11 protein-coding genes and 2 pseudogenes are annotated in these 18,043 nt (G+C 62.7%); 8 read left to right on the top strand and 5 right to left on the bottom strand.

All coding sequences use genetic code 11. The features are described 5' to 3' along the window. Positions 1–245: 245 nt before the first annotated feature. The 4 genes from BM222_RS17310 to BM222_RS17295 all read right to left on the bottom strand — a co-directional run bounded on the left by BM222_RS17310 (position 246) and on the right by BM222_RS17295 (position 6,895). Positions 246–2,993 (bottom strand): UPF0182 family membrane protein, encoded by a 2,748-nt coding sequence (locus BM222_RS17310; protein WP_244547175.1) that lies wholly within the window; start codon positions 2,991–2,993, stop codon positions 246–248. A gap of 327 nt (positions 2,994–3,320) precedes the next feature. Next, positions 3,321–4,349, bottom strand: coding sequence for an ABC transporter permease (locus tag BM222_RS17305; RefSeq protein WP_092229580.1), 1,029 nt, complete (start codon positions 4,347–4,349; stop codon positions 3,321–3,323). Between the two features lie 12 nt (positions 4,350–4,361). Further along, on the bottom strand, positions 4,362–5,864 hold the full coding sequence (locus BM222_RS17300) for a sugar ABC transporter ATP-binding protein (RefSeq protein WP_092229579.1): 1,503 nt from the start codon (positions 5,862–5,864) through the stop codon (positions 4,362–4,364). An 8-nt stretch (positions 5,865–5,872) separates the two neighbouring features. Further along, positions 5,873–6,895 (bottom strand): sugar ABC transporter substrate-binding protein, encoded by a 1,023-nt coding sequence (locus BM222_RS17295; protein WP_092229578.1) that lies wholly within the window; start codon positions 6,893–6,895, stop codon positions 5,873–5,875. An 812-nt stretch (positions 6,896–7,707) separates the two neighbouring features. Here BM222_RS17295 and BM222_RS17290 point away from each other — a divergent pair. The 8 genes and pseudogenes from BM222_RS17290 (at position 7,708) to BM222_RS17255 (ending at position 16,828) form a co-directional block, all read left to right on the top strand. After that, positions 7,708–8,082 (top strand): DUF2946 family protein, encoded by a 375-nt coding sequence (locus BM222_RS17290; RefSeq protein WP_092229576.1) that lies wholly within the window; start codon positions 7,708–7,710, stop codon positions 8,080–8,082. 85 nt (positions 8,083–8,167) lie between these two features. Beyond that, positions 8,168–10,627, top strand: a complete 2,460-nt coding sequence (locus BM222_RS17285) for a TonB-dependent receptor (RefSeq protein WP_244547174.1) — start codon at positions 8,168–8,170, stop codon at positions 10,625–10,627. A 41-nt stretch (positions 10,628–10,668) separates the two neighbouring features. After that, positions 10,669–11,190 carry a copper chaperone PCu(A)C gene (locus tag BM222_RS17280; RefSeq protein WP_092229572.1) on the top strand — a complete coding sequence of 174 codons (522 nt, stop codon included), beginning with the start codon at positions 10,669–10,671 and terminating at the stop codon, positions 11,188–11,190. 31 nt (positions 11,191–11,221) lie between these two features. Continuing rightward, positions 11,222–11,733, top strand: a pseudogene (locus BM222_RS17275) (YcnI family copper-binding membrane protein). Further along, positions 11,733–13,296: pseudogene (locus tag BM222_RS17270) on the top strand (copper resistance CopC/CopD family protein). Before BM222_RS17275 ends, BM222_RS17270 begins: the two co-directional pseudogenes overlap by 1 nt. A gap of 146 nt (positions 13,297–13,442) precedes the next feature. Next, positions 13,443–14,762: a proline--tRNA ligase gene (gene proS, locus BM222_RS17265; RefSeq protein WP_092229570.1), complete on the top strand. Its 1,320-nt coding sequence runs from the start codon at positions 13,443–13,445 to the stop codon at positions 14,760–14,762. Positions 14,763–14,835: 73 nt separating this feature from the next. After that, positions 14,836–16,116 carry a lipoprotein-releasing ABC transporter permease subunit gene (locus BM222_RS17260; protein ID WP_092229568.1) on the top strand — a complete coding sequence of 427 codons (1,281 nt, stop codon included), beginning with the start codon at positions 14,836–14,838 and terminating at the stop codon, positions 16,114–16,116. A 7-nt stretch (positions 16,117–16,123) separates the two neighbouring features. Beyond that, positions 16,124–16,828 (top strand): ABC transporter ATP-binding protein, encoded by a 705-nt coding sequence (locus BM222_RS17255; RefSeq protein WP_092229566.1) that lies wholly within the window; start codon positions 16,124–16,126, stop codon positions 16,826–16,828. Positions 16,829–16,957: 129 nt separating this feature from the next. On the opposite strand, the gene BM222_RS17250 is transcribed toward BM222_RS17255, so the two are convergent. Continuing rightward, the gene (locus BM222_RS17250) at positions 16,958–18,037 is read right to left on the bottom strand and encodes an alcohol dehydrogenase catalytic domain-containing protein (protein ID WP_092229624.1); all 1,080 of its coding nucleotides are present in this window, start codon (positions 18,035–18,037) and stop codon (positions 16,958–16,960) included. Between the last annotated feature and the right edge of the window lie 6 nt (positions 18,038–18,043).

The following is an 18,043-nucleotide window of genomic DNA, read 5'->3' as shown; positions in this document are numbered from 1 at the left end:
TGCGATGCTGGCCTCCAATCCAGCCAGCATCTTGAATCACAATCCGCCAAAAACCGGAATCCCTCCGATTCAATTAAGCAAGGAAATGCTCTAGTCCGCTGCTTTTTCCCTCAGCCGCTGCGCATAGACGTTGGTGATCCAGCGCGGCCAGCAGGCTCACGCCGCACCACGACTGTGCCGAGAATGGGCTTAACATTGAGGCCGGAATATTCGGCCGCCTGCGAAAACAGTGCTTCTCGGGCACCTCAGCGGCTATCCGGTTGCCGGCGGATATCGTCCAAAATACCGCGCATCGCGCCAATCTCTTTGCCGAAGCCTGCCCAATCGCCCGATTTCAACCGCTCCATGGCCTGATCGTAGTGAGCGAGCGCCTCCTGCGCGCGTGCCGCCGCGGCCCCTTCGCTGCGTGTTTCCGCGGAAGCATCTGGCGCCGCCGACGCGGGTACGTTGTCCACGAAGAGGGCCGACAGGGCCTCGGCAAGCGTCTCCCTCATGACGACATGCTCGCCATAGGCTGCAATCACCCGCTTGAGCTCCGGCAAATGTCCTTGCTCGGCCCGCAAGTACAGTGGCGACACATAGAGGATCGAATTCTCGATGGGGATCACGAGCAGATTCCCCCGGATCACCCGCGACCCCATCTGGTTCCACAGCGATATCTGCTGCGAGATGTCCGTGTTCTGATGAATTCTCGCCTCGATCTGGAACGGCCCATAGACCAGCTTCTCCTTGGGAAATTCGTACACGATCAGCTTGCCATACGCGGGCGCATCGCAGCGCGCGGCAAGCCATGCGATCATGTTGTCGCGCCGGCTCGGGGCCATCGGGATCATGATGAAGAACTCGGCTTGCGGTTCTCCGGGCAGCCGCATGATGATGTAGTAAGGAACCATCGCAGTCGTGCCGTCCATTGAAGAGACGCCGTCGCCGGCTGGCTGACGCGGAAATTGCCAAAGGTCCTCGCGGTTGTAGAAAACATTGGCAGCTTCCATGTGGTAGGTCTGGAAGAGTCGCGCCTGGATAAGGAAGAGGTCTTCCGGATAGCGAATATGCTTTTGCAGATCGTGCGGCATGACCGCGAACGGCTTGAACAGGGTCGGGAAGATTCGCTGATAGGTCGCGGCGATCGGGTCGGCCGGGTCCATCAGGTAAAAATCGACGGTGCCGTTATAGGCGTCGATCACGACTTTCACCGAATTTCTGATATAGTTGAGGTTGAGGCCCGGGGCCGGCTGGGCGTAAGGAAAATAGTCGCTCGTCGTGTAGGCGTCCTGGATCCAGAACATCCGGCCGTCGCTGATGACCAGGTAGGGATCGCGATCGAGCGTGAGGAACGGGGCGATGGTGCCGACCCGCTTCTGGACGTTGCGCCGGATCATGATTCGGCTGTCGTCGCCGATGTAGTCTGAAAGCAGCAGGTTCACGTCGCTGAAATGATGGGCGAAGATCAGTCTCCGCGCCATGCCCGACAGCGGCACGCCGCCGGAGCCGTCATAGGACGCGTAGACGTTATCCTTTCCTTTCGGATAATCGAATTCCGGCACGGTTCCCTTGACGATGACGTAGTCCTCGGTCTGCTGCCCGTAATAGATACGCGGCTCGCGGATGTCTGGACCTCCGTGCGCAACCGGAGGAATATCGCGCAGATAGAGCAGCGGAAGTCCTTCACCGCTCTTTTGCGTGACCGGACTCATTACCGCACCATTGCCGTGGGTGAACAGGATATGGCGGTTGACCCAGGTCTGCGCGTTGGCTGGCAGCAGCGCGGAGTTCAACTCGCGCGCCGAGAGCATCACGCTCTGATAGCTGTCGCCGAGCCGGTAACGATCGACATCGAGGTTGCGCAGTTTGTAGTAGGTGCGAATCTCCTGCAGTTGCGCGTAGGTGTCGGCCAATGGTTGCCAATCCCACAATCTTATATTGTCAATGGTGGCCTTGTTGGCCTCGAGTGTCCCGAAGGTCAGGGTCTGTTCCGCAGGGAACGGCTTCGGTGCGATTCGACTGAGATTGTAGGCCTCCCGGGTCAGGGCAATGTTGCGTTCGATGTAGGGCCGCTCCCACTCCAACTCGCTCGGCGCGACGTAGAAGCGCTGAAACATTCCGGGGATGACGCCCGATAGCAGGAAGGCGCCACCGAACAGCAGCACAATCGCGGCGGCGGGGAGGCGGTAGGTACGCACCCACAGGTTCGCCCATGCCGCCAAAGCGGCAACGATCGAAAGCGCGATCAAGAGCCACAGGATCGGCAACTCCACATTGACGTCTGTGTAGCCCGCGCCGACCACGACGCCGTTGTCGCCGAACAGCAGGAGATAGCGGTCGAGACCGTAGGACCACGCCTTCACGCCAAAGAACAGGCCGAGAATGGCCGAGCCGTGGGAGATCGCCGTTGGCGACATCGAGCGTCGCTGGGCCTGGTACTCGATGTCGCCGTGCACCCAGTAGATAAATCCGGCGGACAGTGCGCCCATAAAGAGCGTCAGCAATGCCCAATTCTTGGTGCCGACCAGGGCGGGCAGGGAGAAGAGGTAAAAGCCGATGTCCTTGTCGTACAATGGATCGTTGGTGCCGTAGGGCACTTGATAGATGAACCGCAGAAGGGTGTTCCAGTTGCCGACTTCTCCCCAGGCGATGAAGAGAGCCAGGAGACCGGCACTGACCGTTATCACCTTGCGCCACGGTAGCCGCTCGCGCAGGAATTCAAATGGATCGGGCATCACCGCAGCGGCCACGAGCGTCGGGGCGAAGGCCGCAGGCAACCGGCTTCGGCGCCCGGCATGGCCAAGTGCAAGCCGTGCGTTCGCCCACAAGACGACCGCGGTCGCCGCGAAAACGACGAGGAAAACAACGGCTTTCACGCCGACCGTGGTCCAGAAGACTTGGCTGTAGCCGATCGACGAGAACCACATCCAGTCGACCAGGAAGTCGCCCACGAGTGCGAGCAGGATCAGGCTGATGACGACGATGATGGCCGCGATGATGAATCCCACCATAGCGCTTGGCCTTGGCGGCTTCCGTCCGGGCCCGGAAATCCCGATCGTCATGGTGACATTATAGCAGAACGGCAGACGTGGTGCGACGACTGCGTGGTGCGACGACTGCGTGGTGCGCCTGTCGTGGCGCGAACGACAGAGCGGGGGCGGCCCCGGCTTTGAGCTCAGTGCTGCCCGGTCATTCGGTCGTTCCTATGATGACATCATGCTCCTGTCCCGACGTGTCAAACTTGATTTCGGAAAGGGCGCAAACAACCGCCGCGTCAAATTCCACAATGATTTGTACTGTGCACGGGGTTGTTTTCGCGGCTCTGGATTTGCGGGTGTCTACTCCGCTGCTTGTTCCCTCAGCCGCTGGGCGTAGACGTTGATGATCAGCGCCACCAGCAGGATCACGCCGCGGATCAGGATCTTCAGGAAGCTGTCGATGTTGACGTGGTCGAGGCCGTTATTGAGGACACCGAGGACGAAAAGCCCGACGATGGTGTTGCCGATGCCGCCGCGGCCGCCGAACAGGCTGGTGCCGCCGACCACGACGGCGGCGATGGAGTCGAGGAGGTACGTGTCGAACTCGTTCTGCTGCGCGCTGCCGAAATGGGCAACACCCAGCATGCCGCCGACGCCGGAGCACACCGCCGAGATCACCATGACCGCACCGAGGATGAGCTTGACGTTGAGGCCGGAATATTCGGCCGCCTCGCGGTTTCCCCCGACCATGTAGACGTAGCGGCCGAAGCGCGTGTAGGTCAGCACCAGGTGGCCGGCGAGCAGCATGATGGCCGCGACGATGACGATCCAGGGGATGCCGCCGATCGAGCCGGAGCCGAGCGTCGAGATCAGGCTCGGCACCTTGTAGGCGATCTGGCCGCGCACCAGGAGCGCCGAGATGCCCGCCGCGATCTGCATCATCGCGAGCGTCATGATGAAGGAGGGGATGCCGATCACGGTCAGCCCCAGCGCGTTGACGAGGCCGAGAGCCGCGCAGAGCAAGACGGCGAGCAGGATCGCGGCGGCGCCGGGCAGCGGGATGTTGGGGATGTTGACGTAGGATTCCTGCAGCGTGAAGTAGGCGACCGCGATGCCGGTGACGTTGGCGATGCTGGCGATCGAGAGGTCGATCTCGGCGCAGAGGATCACGAAGGTGAGGCCGACGGCGATGACGCCTGTCACGGACACCTGCGTCAGGATGTTGCCGAGATTGTCGATCGTCGCAAAGGAGGGGCTCGCGAAGGCGAAGAAGGCGGACAGGAAGATCAGGGTCAGGAACGGTGCGATGTTGCGCATCTGCGAGCGCAGGAAGGGCGCGAGGCCCTTGCCGCGCTGACCTGCCGCCGGTGCCGTCTCACTGCTCGCCATTGTGCTTCTCCGTCACGCCGCTTCCAGCAGGCGGTCCTTGCTGACCGGCTCGTTCTTGAATTCCCGCACCACCGCGCCGCGCTTGAGCACGAGGATGCGGTCGGCCAGCGATAGCACCGTTTCCGGCTCGGTCGACAGCACGATGATCGCGAGCCCCCTGGCGCGGAGGTCCCGGACGATGTTGATGACGTCGTTCTTGGCGCCGACATCCATGCCCCGGGTCGGCTCGCACAGCACCAGCAGCTTGGGCGGGTAGGTCAGCCATTTCGCCAGCGCAACCTTCTGCTGGTTGCCGCCGGAGAGCATGCCGAGATCGAGGCCGACCACGGGGGGCCGGATCTGCAACTGCTCGACCTGACGCTTCGCGATCTCGCGCTCCTGCGCCGGCTTGAGCAGCAGCGAGGAGATCCGATCGAGAATGCTGATCGAGATGTTCTTGAAGACCGGCTCCTGGTGAAACAGCATGGCGCGCCGGCTTTCCGGCACCAGCGCCACGCCGGCGCGCCGCGCCGCCGCCGTGCTCGCGAAGGTCTTCGGCTTGCCCTCGACGATCAGCGTGCCGGCGTCGGGTTTCAGCTTGCCGAACAGGATGCGCGACAGCTCCTGCTGGCCGCAGCCCATGAAGCCGTAGATGCCGAGCACTTCGCCCGCGCGGGCCTCGAAGGAGACGTCCTGGAGGCTGCGCGTCAGCGACAGCTGGTCCACCTTCAGCACGACCGAGCTGTCGCTCGGCCGCGGCAATATCAGGTCGTCGCTATAGCTGTGCTCGAGCGCCTCGCCGCCGCGGCCGATCATGGCCTCGATCAGCGCCCCCTTGGTGGTGTCGGCGCTCGCGGTCTCCGTGACCTTCCGTCCGTTGCGGAAAACCGTGACGGTGTCGGAGACACGCAGGATGTCCTCGATGAAATGCGAGATGAAGACGATGGCCGTGCCTTGCTCGCGCAGGCGTCGCAGCGTCGTAAACAGGCGCTCGACCTCGGGCGGGGAGAGGGCGGAGGTCGGCTCGTCCAGGATGACGATTCGTGCGCCGGAGAACAGCACGCGTGCGATCTCGATCAGCTGCTGGAGCCCGATCGGCAGGTCGCCGAGCCTGCTCATAGGGTCGACGTCGATGCCGAACCGGGAGAGCTGCTCGCCCGCCTCGCGCGCCATCCGTCGCCATTGCACGAGGCCAAGGGCGTTGGTCGGCTGATTGCCGAGGAACACGTTCTCCGCGACCGTCAGGTCAGGCGCGACCGAGAGCTCCTGATGCACCATGGCGATGCCGGCTGCATGCGCATCGCGCGCCGAGCGGAAATGGGTCTCCGCCCCGTCGATCAGGAAGCGGCCGGAGAATTCGGTGTGCACGCCGGCGATGATCTTCATCAGCGTGCTTTTTCCCGCGCCGTTCTCGCCGACGAGACCATGGATCTCGCCAGGGAGAAGCGCAAAGTCGACACCACGAAGCGCTTCGACGCCGCCGAAGCTCTTCGTGATGCCCTGCAGTTCCAGGATGGGCTGACGACCCTCAGGCATGGAGGATTTCAGATCAGGAAGTGATCTTCCATCCACTGCATGCCCGCGGCATTGGCCTTGGTCACGACAGGGCCGTCGGTGACGACGTTCTTGGGAATGCCCTGGCCGCTCTTCTCGCCGCCGACCACGGCCGCGACGCCCGCGACGATCGCGCCGCCATGGATGCGGCAGGACGGATTGCGCACGGTTGCGAACATCCGGCCTTCGCTCACCGCCTGGATCGCCGGCGGCATGGCGTCGACGCCGCCGATCAGGATGTTGGTGCGGTTGTGCGCCTTCATGATGTTGGCGGCGGCAAGCGCCATGTCGTCGTTGTGGAAGAACGCCGCGTCGATCTGCGGGTACTTGGTCAAATAGGTTTCCCAGAGGCGTGCGGTCTTTGAGACGTCCCAGTCGGCCGGCTGCGTGTCGAGCACCTCAATGTTCGGGAATTGCTTGACGACCGACTCAAAGCCCTTGGCGCGGCCCTGTGCGCCGGTGTGGCCGAGAGCGCCTTGCGTCATGATGATCTTGCCCTTGCCGCCCATCGCGTTGCAAAGCGCCTGCGTCACCGAAGCGCCCATGAACTCGTTGTCGGGGGCGAGGAAGGAGTGGACGTTGATCTGGTCGAGCGGCGCAATCAGCGTGTCCATGTCGATGACAGGCGTGCCGGCGTCGATCATCTTCTGCACGGGCTGGGTAAGGGTGCCGATGCCGAAGGCCTGGATCGCGACGAAATCCCATTTCTGCGAGGCCATGTTGTCGATCGCCGCGCGCTGCTTCACCGCGTCGAGCTGTCCGTCGAACCAAGTGACCTCGACATTGAACAGCTTGCCCCAGAATTCCGCGGCCTGCTTGCCTTGCGCACACCAGGTCGCCTGCAGGCCCGCGTTGGAGAATGCCGCCTTCAGCGGCTTGTCTGATCGTCCAACTTCAGCTGCAAGTGCTGGGTTTATGCCCATGCTGCCGAGGATGGCAGTTGCGGCGCCGGCGGTCGCAGCCGCCTGAAGAAGATCGCGCCTCGTCTTCGAGAATTCTTTCGTCCCGGACATCGCTCGCTCCCATATATTTTATCGTCGGCGCGTCATTGATTGCACGACCGATGCGTGAAGTGTCTCACAAGAGTTGATGCCACTCAACGTGCAATCAAGGACCAGATCGTGATCGCCTTGGTGCAGCGCAAAGCGCTACGCTGCGATGCCAGCACGCCTGATCTGGAGGAGCAGCTCCCGTCCGACCATTCATCGCCGAGCATCGCGTAATGGAGCGCTTCCGTTTCGGGGCGCTCGTTGAAAAGCCGTTGATAGGCGAGGACGAGAGGTCCGCGCAGCGCTACGCCGCCATTGCGATGCTGTTTTCGATCGGATTGGAGAAAGCGTTCATGGGGCATGAGCCACGCAGATAAAAAAAGAGCGGGGCCCTAGCCCCGCTCAAAAATTGTGTCGACCCTATTATCCCCGATTCTAAGATTTGATCTTGATTGGCGGGGCGACGCTGCATTTTGCGCGCCAGGGGCTCCTCCCGAGACTTGGACCACCAGACGTCGACCTCACGGTCAAGCCTGAGCAAGAGGGATGCTAGATCAACTTTTCTCACTTGTCATCATTTTCGGCAACGAATGTTCAAAATTCGAGCAATTAGCGAAATGATCGGGCTGTTCGGCTCTTAAGTATATGACAAATATAAGAATTTGTTTGGTGTTCTGTGGTGGCCTGTTGCTCAGATGCTGGAGGCCGGTCCCAGCTGGAGGCGGCCGAACACGATTTTTTCGAGAAGTTTGCGCCAGCCCAACACGGCCGATGAAGGCATCTCGACTCGGAGCTGGTGCGGTGATTAGTTAGTAGACGAACGACTGGTTCGGCGGATGCGCGCGCGGCTGCAAAAATTCCTACCCCTCGTCCTGCTCGCGCTCGCGATGCAGGTGCTGGCGCCGATTGCCGCCTGCTGGGCGGCCGGCCGGGCCGTTGCCGATCAGCTGCCTGCCGGTGCCATTTGCCACAGTATTAGTGAGCAGGGCGCTCCGAACGATCAAGGCGGTTCGCCGGCCTCGCATTCCGGGATCTGCGCGCTCTGTTGCCTGGCGCAAGCCAACGCGTCGTTCGATTCGCCGCCGCATGCTGCGCTTCCCGCTCCATTCCGCCATGCGGAGCGAGTAGTGTGGCGTGAAGCGGATACGTCTGCTCTCGCCACCCACAAGAGTTCAAGCGGCCAGGCGCGCGGACCTCCCCATTTGTCCTGACGACCCCTCATGATCGCCTCGGTTGATCCGCGGGCGATTGATGCTGTCGAATGGCCGGAAAGAAAGCCGGCGTCAGGAATGCTCCATGTTACCCCGTCATGCCCGCTGCGGCGTGAGCGTCGTTGCCGTTCAGGCCGCGCTGCTTGCCCCGTCGAGCGGCGTTTGCGCCCAGAGCAGCCCAAGAGAGCTGCCCGCGGTGACCGTCGATGCGCCAGCGACGGTGAAACCCAAGCCGCGCAAGCCTGCGGTGCATGCGGCGGCCGCCAGGAGAAATCAGTCAAGGCCGGGGGTTGAGCGGCCAGCGTCGGTTGCCGCAAACGAGGAGCAGGTCACGCGCGGCGGCCGCGCCTCGCTTGGTCGGCCGGCGGCCGTGGCGCGCTACCAGCTGCCGCAACGATCCTTCAGCATCACGGCGAAGGAGGCCGACGAGACCATCAACCTCAAGGACCCCGAGGACGCCGTCAAATACATGCCGAGCCTGTTCGTGCGGAAGCGCAATGACGGCGACAATCAGGCCGTGCTCGCGACGCGAAGCTGGGGCTTGAATTCGAGCGCGCGCTCGTTGATCTACTATGACGATCTGTTGATCTCGGCCCTGATCGGCAACAACAATTCCGGCGCCTCGCCAAAATGGAATTTGATCTCGCCCGAGGCGATCGGGCGGATGGATTTCCTCAATGGTCCCTTTGCGGCTGCCTATCCCGGCAATTCGATCGGCGGCGTCCTGCTGATCACATCCAGGATACCGGACAAGCCGTTTGCGGTCGCAAAGGAAATCGTCTCGGTGATGCCATGGAATCAATACGGCACCAAAGACACCTACATGACCAGCCAGACCAGCGCCGCCGCGGGCAATCGCGAGGGTAAGCTCTCCTGGCTGGTCAGCGCCAACTATCTCGACAGCTATCAGCAGCCGCTGACCTACACCACCAACTCCTCGTTCCCGGCCGGTATGATCGGTGGCTTTGCCGCCCTCAACAAGACCGGGGGCGTTGCCAATGTGGTGGGCACCGGCGTGCTGGCGCATTCGCAACAGACTTCCGGCAATCTGCGACTTGCTTACGACATCACGCCGCTGGTGCAGGCAACCTATTCTCTGGGGATCTGGAACAATCATCAGACCTCTGACCCGCAGACTTATCTCGAGTCAATCGCAACCGGCCTGCCGACGTTCGGCGGCATCGGCAGCTTTGCGAGTAGCAAGTACACTTGGGATCAACTCCATGTGAGCAATGCCATCTCGCTCAAGAGCGACACCAAGGGCGTGTTCGACTTCGACCTTGCGGCGTCAAGCTACAACTATCTCCAGGACGATCTGAGTAACCCATTTACGGTCGTGCCATCGCCGGGCTTTGGCTATTCGCTGAACGGTAAAGTGACGCGAATGGACGGCACCAATTGGCAAAATACCGACGCTAAGGGCATCTGGCGTCCAGATGGCCTCGATGGTCCGCATGAGACCAGCTTCGGCATACATGGCGACCGCTACCGGCTTGAAAATCCGGTCTATGCTTCGGCGGTCTGGTTCAATGCTCCCTCGACCGGCAATGGCCAGCTCTATTCGACCGGTGTGGGCGAGACTCGCACCGAAGCTCTCTGGGGACAGGACGCCTGGAAGATCACGCCGATCGTCAAGTTGACGCTAGGCGGGCGGCTGGAGAGTTGGCAGGCAGTCGAGGGCTTCAATCTCAACAGCATGACGACCAGCGCCGGCGTCATCACATCGGCGGTGCCGACGTGGCAGCCAAAGTTGTCCTCGAGCAATTTCTCGCCAAAGGCATCGCTGTCGATCGATCCGAACAAGGACTGGAACATCACCGCGAATTTCGGCGAGGCGTACCGCTATCCGACGGTGACTGAGCTCTATCAGAACATCAGCGTGGGCGGCATTACCTATCTGGCCAATCCGCTGCTGTCACCGGAGCAGGACTTCACTGGCGAACTCAATCTTGAACGGCGCTGGGCCGATGGCCGCGTGCGGCTCACGATGTTCAGTGAGCGGACCAACAATGCACTGATCTCACAATCGACTACGGTGACCGATGCAACCGGAACGCAGTCGGTGCAGACGGCCGTCAGCAACGTTGCTGCGATCCGTATGCAGGGCGTGGAATTGTCGGCCGATAAGGACAATTTGCTGGTGAGCGGCCTGCAGATCTTCGGCAGCGTCACTTTCGTCGATTCCAGGATCATCTCCGATCCGAACTGGAAAGGCCCGACCCGCGTCGTTGGCAAGCGTGTGCCCTTCGTGCCAGACTGGCGCGCCAAGTTCGGCGTCACCTACCGGCCGAATGATAGCTGGGCCTATACCCTCGCCGCGCGCTACAGCGGCAAGCAGTATTCGACGTTGGACAACTCGGATATCATCCCGCACGTCTACGGCGCTTTCGATAATTTTTTCGTCGTGGATTTGAAGATCCATTACAACGCGACGAAGAATTTCGCGTTCGACTTCGGGATCGATAATCTCTTCAACGAGCAGTATTTCCTGTTTCATCCGTTTCCGGCACGAACTTTTGTTCTTGCCGGCAAGTACACGTTCTGACTGGAGTCGGACTCTCGGCGCCGACAAGAAAGGCAATCGACATGAACAAGCTCTCAACTCTCTTCGCGCTCGCGGCGTTCTCGGCCGTTGTGCTCGCAGCCCCCGTCCGAGCCGACGAGGTCAAGGCGGGCGATCTCGTCATCTCCCAAGCCTGGAGTCGGGCGACGCCTGCCGGCGCCAAGGTCGCCGGCGGGTTCCTCACCATCGAGAACAAGGGCACGGCGCCCGACAAGCTCGTCGCCGTGTCGGCAGAGATCGCCGGCAAAGCCGAGGTCCACGAGATGACAATGGACAATGGCGTGATGAAGATGCGTCCGCTGGACAAGGGCCTCGTCATCGATCCGGGCAAGACCGTGAAGCTCGCGCCCGGCGGCAATCATCTGATGCTTCAGGATCTGAAGGGGCCGTTCAAGGAGGGCGAAAAAGTGCCTGTTACGCTCGAGTTCGAGAAGGCTGGCAAGGTCGCGGTGTCGCTCGACGTCAAGGGCGTCGGCGCCCAGGCGCCCAGCGGCGGGGGCACGATGATGAAGAAAATGCCGGATCATTCGGGAATGAAAATGTGACTGATGTGATCTAACCTCCCGGAGATCGAGCATGTCGAAGACATCTTGGCTAATTCTGATCGGTGCGCTCGTCGCATCGCCTGCGGCGGCCCACGTTTATCTGGAAGGCAAGCAGGCCACGGTCGGCGCGTCGTACAAGGCCGTCTTCGCCGTGCCGCACGGCTGTTCCGGCTCGCCGACGGTCAAGATCCGTGTGCAAATCCCGGAAGGTGTGATCGCGGTGAAGCCGATGCCGAAGGCCGCTGGAACGTCGATGTCGTTGAGGGACAATATAGCAACGCCTACGACTATCACGGCAACAAGCTGACTTCGGGCGTTAAGGAAGTGGTGTGGTCCGGCGGCAATCTGCCGGACCGCAATTACGATGAATTCGTCGTCAGTAGCTTCCTCACTGACAGCCTGATGCCGAACACCACGCTGTACTTCCCTGTGGTGCAGGAATGCGAGAAGGGTGTCAGCCGCTGGATCGAAATCCCGGCGGAAGGGGCAGCGCACGAGAACAAGTCGCCGGCGCCTGGCGTAAAATTGCTGCCCAATCCGTAATGCGCTTTCTGGCTGCGGTTACGACGCTGCTGTTCCTTGTCGGCACCTCGACCGGCGCATTGGCGCATGCGGCGCTGATTTCGGTCGAGCCGGCGAGCGGCAGCATGCTGGCGAGCGCGCCCAAGGCGGTGGAATTGCGCTTTAACGAAGCGGTGACGCCGGGCGCGATCCAGTTGATCGACGGCGCGGGCAGGGGGCGCGATGATGCGCGCGTCTCGGCGTCAGGCGTGGGCATTTCGGTTGCGATGCCGCCGGACTTGCCGAAGGGCACGGCGGTCTTGAGCTATCGGGTGATCTCGCAGGACGGTCATCCCGTCGCCGGATCGGTGATCTTCTCGATCGGCATGCCGACGGCGACGCAAGCTCCGGCAAATGTGGATGGTGGCTTGGACGCGCTGATCTGGCTGTCGCGGGTCGGTCTCTATCTCGGGCTGTTTGTCGGCGTGGGCGGCGTGTTCTTTGGGCTCTGGATTGCGTGGTCGATGATGGGTATGGGCGTGCCGCGCGCGGCGCTGCTTGTTGGTCTCCCGAGTGCCATTGTCTCGCTTGGCGTGGTGGGTCTTGATCTTCTTGGTCTGCCGCTGACGGCGCTTGCGACTGCAGCCCCCTGGAAAATCGCATTTGCGACCAGCGCCGGTCCCGCTTTGCTCGTCGCGATCGCGGCGACGCTGCTTGCGCTGATGGCGCTGGGCCGGGCCTGGTACGCGCGTGCGCTCGCGCTCATCGCCTTCGTCGGTGTGGGCATGTCGCTCGCCATGACCGGGCACGCCGCAACGGCGTCGCCCGAGGTGCTGACGCGACCGGCGGTCTTCGTCCATGGCCTCGCTGTAGCCTTCTGGATTGGCGCGCTGGCGCCGCTTGCAGCGCTGCCGTCGAAGCCGATGCCGGCAATGCTGCCGCTCCTCGACCGATTCTCACGCATCGCCATGCCGGTGGTCGCGGGCCTGGCGCTGACTGGCGTCGTGCTTGCGATCATCCAGCTCGAGAAGCCAGCGGCGCTGGTGGACACGAGCTATGGCCTTATTCTTTCGGTGAAGCTGGCGCTGGTCCTATTCCTTCTGGCCCTTGCAGCCATCAATCGCTTTCGGCTGACCCCCGCGTTAGCAAAGGATCAGGCGGCCGCGCCGGCGCTGAAACGATCGATCCTGCTTGAGTGCGGGGCCGCGCTCGGCATTTTCGCCGTCGTCGCCGGCTGGCGCTTCACGCCGCCGCCACGCACCATCGTGCCGGAGACGCCGCTGGCGATCCACATTCACACCGACAAGGCGATGTTCCAGGTCCTGGTGTCCCCGGGGCAAGGCCGGCGTGGACGATTTCGTGCTCCAGCTCATGACCGGCGAGGCGGCGCCGCTGAACGCCAGGGAGGCGACGCTGACGCTGAGCCTGCCCGAGCGCGGCATCGAGCCGATGGAACGCGACGCCGAGCTCAGCGCTGACGGTTATTGGCACGTGCACAAGGTCGAGCTGCCGTTCGCCGGCCGCTGGCATGTGCGGATCGATGCGCTGGTAACCGATTTCGAGAAGATCACGCTCGAAGACGAACTCGAGGTCGCGCCGCGGTAGCACGACACGGTTCAGGTCCAACCTGAAGTCGACGGAAAAATGACAGGAATTCCGCCGCGTTAGCGGCTTTTCCTCATTCCCGGTCTTGTCTTTTCGCTCCCAATCCGGTTTCACTGCAGGCCATCACTGATTCCCAGAGTATTACCATGCGGTTGTCGCGGTTCTTTCTGCCCATCCTGAAGGAAAATCCGAAAGAGGCGGAGATCGTCTCGCATCGGCTGATGCTGCGTGCCGGCATGATCCGGCAGGAGGCGGCCGGCATCTACGCCTGGCTGCCACTCGGCTTCCGCGTGCTGAAGAAGATCGAGCAGATCGTGCGCGAGGAGCAGGACCGCTCCGGTGCATTGGAACTGCTGATGCCGACGCTCCAGCTTGCCGACCTCTGGCGCGAGAGCGGTCGCTACGACGCCTACGGCCCGGAGATGCTGCGCATCGCCGACCGCCACAAGCGCGAGCTCCTGTACGGGCCGACCAACGAGGAAATGATCACCGAGATCTTCCGCGCTTACGTGAAGTCCTACAAGAACCTGCCGCTGAATCTCTATCATATCCAATGGAAGTTCCGTGACGAGCAGCGTCCGCGTTTTGGCGTGATGCGTGGCCGCGAGTTCCTGATGAAGGATGCCTATTCCTTCGACCTCAACGAGGCCGCCGCGCGCGTCGCCTACAACAAGATGTTCGTTGCCTATTTGCGCACCTTCGCGCGGATGGGGCTGAAGGCGATCCCGATGCGCGCCGAAACCGGCCCGATCGGCGGTGATCTCAGCCACGAGTTCATCGTGCTGGCTGAGACCGGCGAATCCGGCGTTTTCATCAATCGCGACGTTCTGGACCTGCCGGTGCCGGGCGAGGACGTCGACTACGACAGCGACCTGACGCCGATCATCAAGCAATGGACCTCGGTCTATGCCGCGACCGAAGATGTTCATGACGCGGCCCGGTTCGAGCAGGAAGTGCCGGCAGAGAAGCGCGTGAATACGCGCGGCATCGAGGTCGGCCAGATCTTCTATTTCGGCACGAAGTATTCCGACGCCATGAAGGCCTTGGTGGCCGGCCCTGATGGCGTCGACGTGCCGATCCATGGCGGTTCCTACGGCGTCGGCGTGTCGCGCCTGCTCGGCGCCATCATCGAGGCCTGCCATGACGATGCCGGAATCAAATGGCCGGAGGCGGTGGCGCCGTTCCGCGTCTCGATCCTCAACCTCAAGCAGGGCGATGCTGCCGTCGATGGTGCCTGCGAGAAGCTCTACGCCGAACTCACCGCCAAGGGCGTCGACGTGCTCTATGACGACACCGACCAGCGCGCCGGCGCGAAATTCGCCGCCGCCGACCTGATCGGCATCCCCTGGCAGATCATGATCGGGCCGAAGGGGCTCGCCGAGGGCAAGGTCGAGATCAAGAAGCGCAGCGACGGCTCCCGCGAGACGATGTCGCCCGCGGACGCGGTCGCCCGGCTGGTCGGCTGAATATTGTTCATCGCCCGAGATCGCGGCCGCCAATCCGGCCACAATTGACCCCGAATCATGGGATTATCGAGCGATGGATGAAACCATGACCGAAGCCGTCCAAACTGCGCCTTTCGCACCGTTCGAGTGGATGCTGTCGGCCCGCTACCTGCGGGCCCGGCGTAAGGAGGGATTCATCTCGGTCATCGCCGGGTTCTCCTTCCTCGGCATCATGCTCGGTGTTGCCACGCTGATCATCGTGATGGCGGTGATGAACGGCTTCCGCAAGGAGCTGCTCGACAAGATCCTGGGGCTGAACGGCCATATCCTGGTCCAGCCGCTGGAATCGCCGCTGACCGACTGGAAGGACGTCGCCGAGCGCATCAGCCAGGTGCAGGGCATCCGGCTCGCTGCGCCCGTGGTCGATGGCCAGGCGCTGGCGTCATCGCCCTGGAACGCCTCGGGTGTGCTGGTGCGCGGCATCCGTTCTGACGACCTCAACAACCTCACCTCGATTGCAAAGAACATCAAGCAGGGCTCGCTCGAGGGCTTTGACGAGGGGCAGGGCGTCGCGATCGGACGGCGGCTCGCCGACCAATTGTCGCTGCATGCCGGCGACAGCATCACGCTGGTGGCGCCGAAGGGGGCGGTGACGCCGATGGGCACGACACCGCGCATAAAGCCGTACAAGATCGTCGCGGTGTTCGAGATCGGCATGTCGGAGTATGATCTCGGCTTTGTGTTCATGCCTCTCGCCGAGGCCCAGGCCTATTTCAATCGCAGCAATGACGTCACCTCGATCGAGGTGTTCACCACCAATCCGGACAAGATCGACTCCTTCCGTAAGGCGGTGACGGAGGCGGCGGGCCGGCCGGTGTTCCTGGTCGACTGGCGTCAGCGCAACTCGACCTTCTTCAACGCGCTCCAGGTCGAGCGCAACGTCATGTTTCTGATCCTGACCATGATCGTACTGGTCGCGGCGCTCAACATCGTCTCCGGCCTGATCATGCTGGTGAAGGACAAGGGCAGCGACATCGCGATCCTCAGGACCATGGGTGCCTCGCAAGGCTCGATCATGCGGATCTTCCTGATCACGGGCGCCTCGATCGGCGTGGTCGGCACGCTGGTCGGCTTCTTCGTCGGGCTGGTGATCTGCCTCAACATCGAATCGATCAGGCAATTCCTGTCCTGGCTGACCAGCACGGAGTTGTTCTCGCCGGAGCTCTACTTCCTGTCGAAGCTGCCCGCCGAGATCGACATCGGCGAGACCACGGCCGTCGTCATCATGGCGCTGACGCTGTCGTTCCTGGCGACGCTGTACCCGTCCTGGCGCGCCGCGCGCCTCGATCCTGTCGAAGCGCTGCGGTACGAGTGAGGGACTGATGGAGCAGCAGCAGGGGGCTGAGGATGTACCGGTCATTTATCTCCACGAGATAAAACGGCAGTACTTGCAGGGCGAGGCGGCGCTGACGATCCTGGACAACGCCAAGCTGGCGCTGTGGGCGGGACAGTCCGTGGCGCTGGTTGCGCCGTCGGGGTCGGGCAAGTCGACGCTGCTGCACATTGCGGGCCTGCTCGAGGCCCCCGATTCCGGCGAGGTCTACGTCAACGGCGCGCCGACCTCGCAACTGCCCGACATCGAGCGCACCCAGCTTCGCCGCAGCGATATCGGCTTCGTCTACCAGTCGCACCGGCTGCTGCCGGAGTTCTCGGCGCTCGAGAACGTCATGCTGCCGCAGATGATCCGCGGCCTGAAGAAATCCGAGAGCGTCAAGCGCGCCAAGGAGATCCTGGGCTATCTCGGCCTCGGCGACCGCATCACCCATCGTCCGGCAGAGCTGTCGGGCGGCGAGCAGCAGCGCGTCGCGATCGCGCGCGCGGTCGCCAACGCGCCGCGCGTGCTGCTGGCGGACGAGCCGACCGGCAATCTCGATCCTCACACCGCCGACCACGTGTTCCAGGCCCTGATGCAGCTGGTCAAGGCGACCAAGGTCTCGATGCTGATCGCGACCCACAACATGGAGCTCGCCGGCCGCATGGATCGGCGGGTATCGCTGTCCAACGGCCAGGTGGTCGAGCTCGAATAGCCAAATGCGAAAACAACCCCATGCACAGTAGCCGGCCGTGGCCGGCTGCATCAGGGGTGACGTCTCCCAGCCATCTGACACCGCAGGCATATCAGCTGCGGCGACGCATCGCCGCAGCTGCTGCGACAATTACGGCCGGATCACCGTCATGTTGAACGCGCCCGCATTGGCGGCCGCATGGTCCACGGCCTCGTTGGCGTGGTCGAGATCGAATGCCGTCGTCTCGAAGTGATCGAGGCGCAAGAGGCCGGCGCGGACCAGCGCGATCAGGCGAACCGCGGCTTCAGGCGGATACATCCAGACGCCGTGAATCGTGATGCACTCGCGCATGATCCAGTTGTAGGGCAGCTCTAGGCCGGGGCCGCCCTGCATGTTGACGCCGCCCATCAGCACGACACGGCCATTGGGCCGCACCGTCATGATCGCGGCGCGGACCACCGTCGTCGCGACCGAGGGCGGCATGATGTCGAACGCGCAATCGATCGGGCCGGGTGCGGCGCGCTTCATCAACTCGCGGTCGTCGTTCTCGTTGCCCGTCAGCTTCACCGGCCTGACGCGCGCGCCATGGCGACGCACGAGCTCGCCGAGCATCTTCTCGTTGCGGCCCGGCGCAATGACGCAAGCCGCCCCCATCGCGAGCGCCACCGCCACGGCAGCGCTGCCGAAATTGCCGGTCGCGCCGCTCACCAGCACGGTCTCGCCCGGCTGCAGCCTGGCGGCAAGAAAACCACCATAGGGCACCAGCAAGGTTCCGAGCGCGCACCATTGCGCGGCCTTGTCCTCGCTGATCTCGCCGAGCCGCGTCACGTTCTCGGTCGGCACCCTCATCCGCTGGGCGAACGAACCGTCGTGAAAATATTTCTGCAGCCGCATGCCGCCTTCGCCGCGCGCGCTGACGCCCTGCAGATGAATGTCGGGAGCGATCGCGTTGTCGCGCGAGCGGACCGTCGGATCGCAGACGACCCAGTCGCCGACCGACAATTTGGTTGCGTCCGGGCCGATCGCGCGCACCCGTCCGACGCCGCCGGCCCCTGGAATGGCGGGCAGATCCAGCGCGTATTTGCGTTCGCCGCTGAACACTTCCTTGGAGTAGGACAGCACGCGGGTGGCGACGACATCGACGATCACCTCGCCGGTACCGAGCACGGGGTCGGGGACGTCCTCGATAGCAAGCGGGGATCCGAAAGATTTGAGTACGGCAGCCTTCATGATGTT

The sequence above is a fragment of the Bradyrhizobium sp. Gha genome (assembly GCF_900113735.1).
In the GTDB taxonomy this organism is placed as follows: domain Bacteria; phylum Pseudomonadota; class Alphaproteobacteria; order Rhizobiales; family Xanthobacteraceae; genus Bradyrhizobium.
The sequence above is the reverse complement of the archived record's forward strand: the minus strand, read 5'-3'. Positions and strand labels throughout refer to the sequence as shown.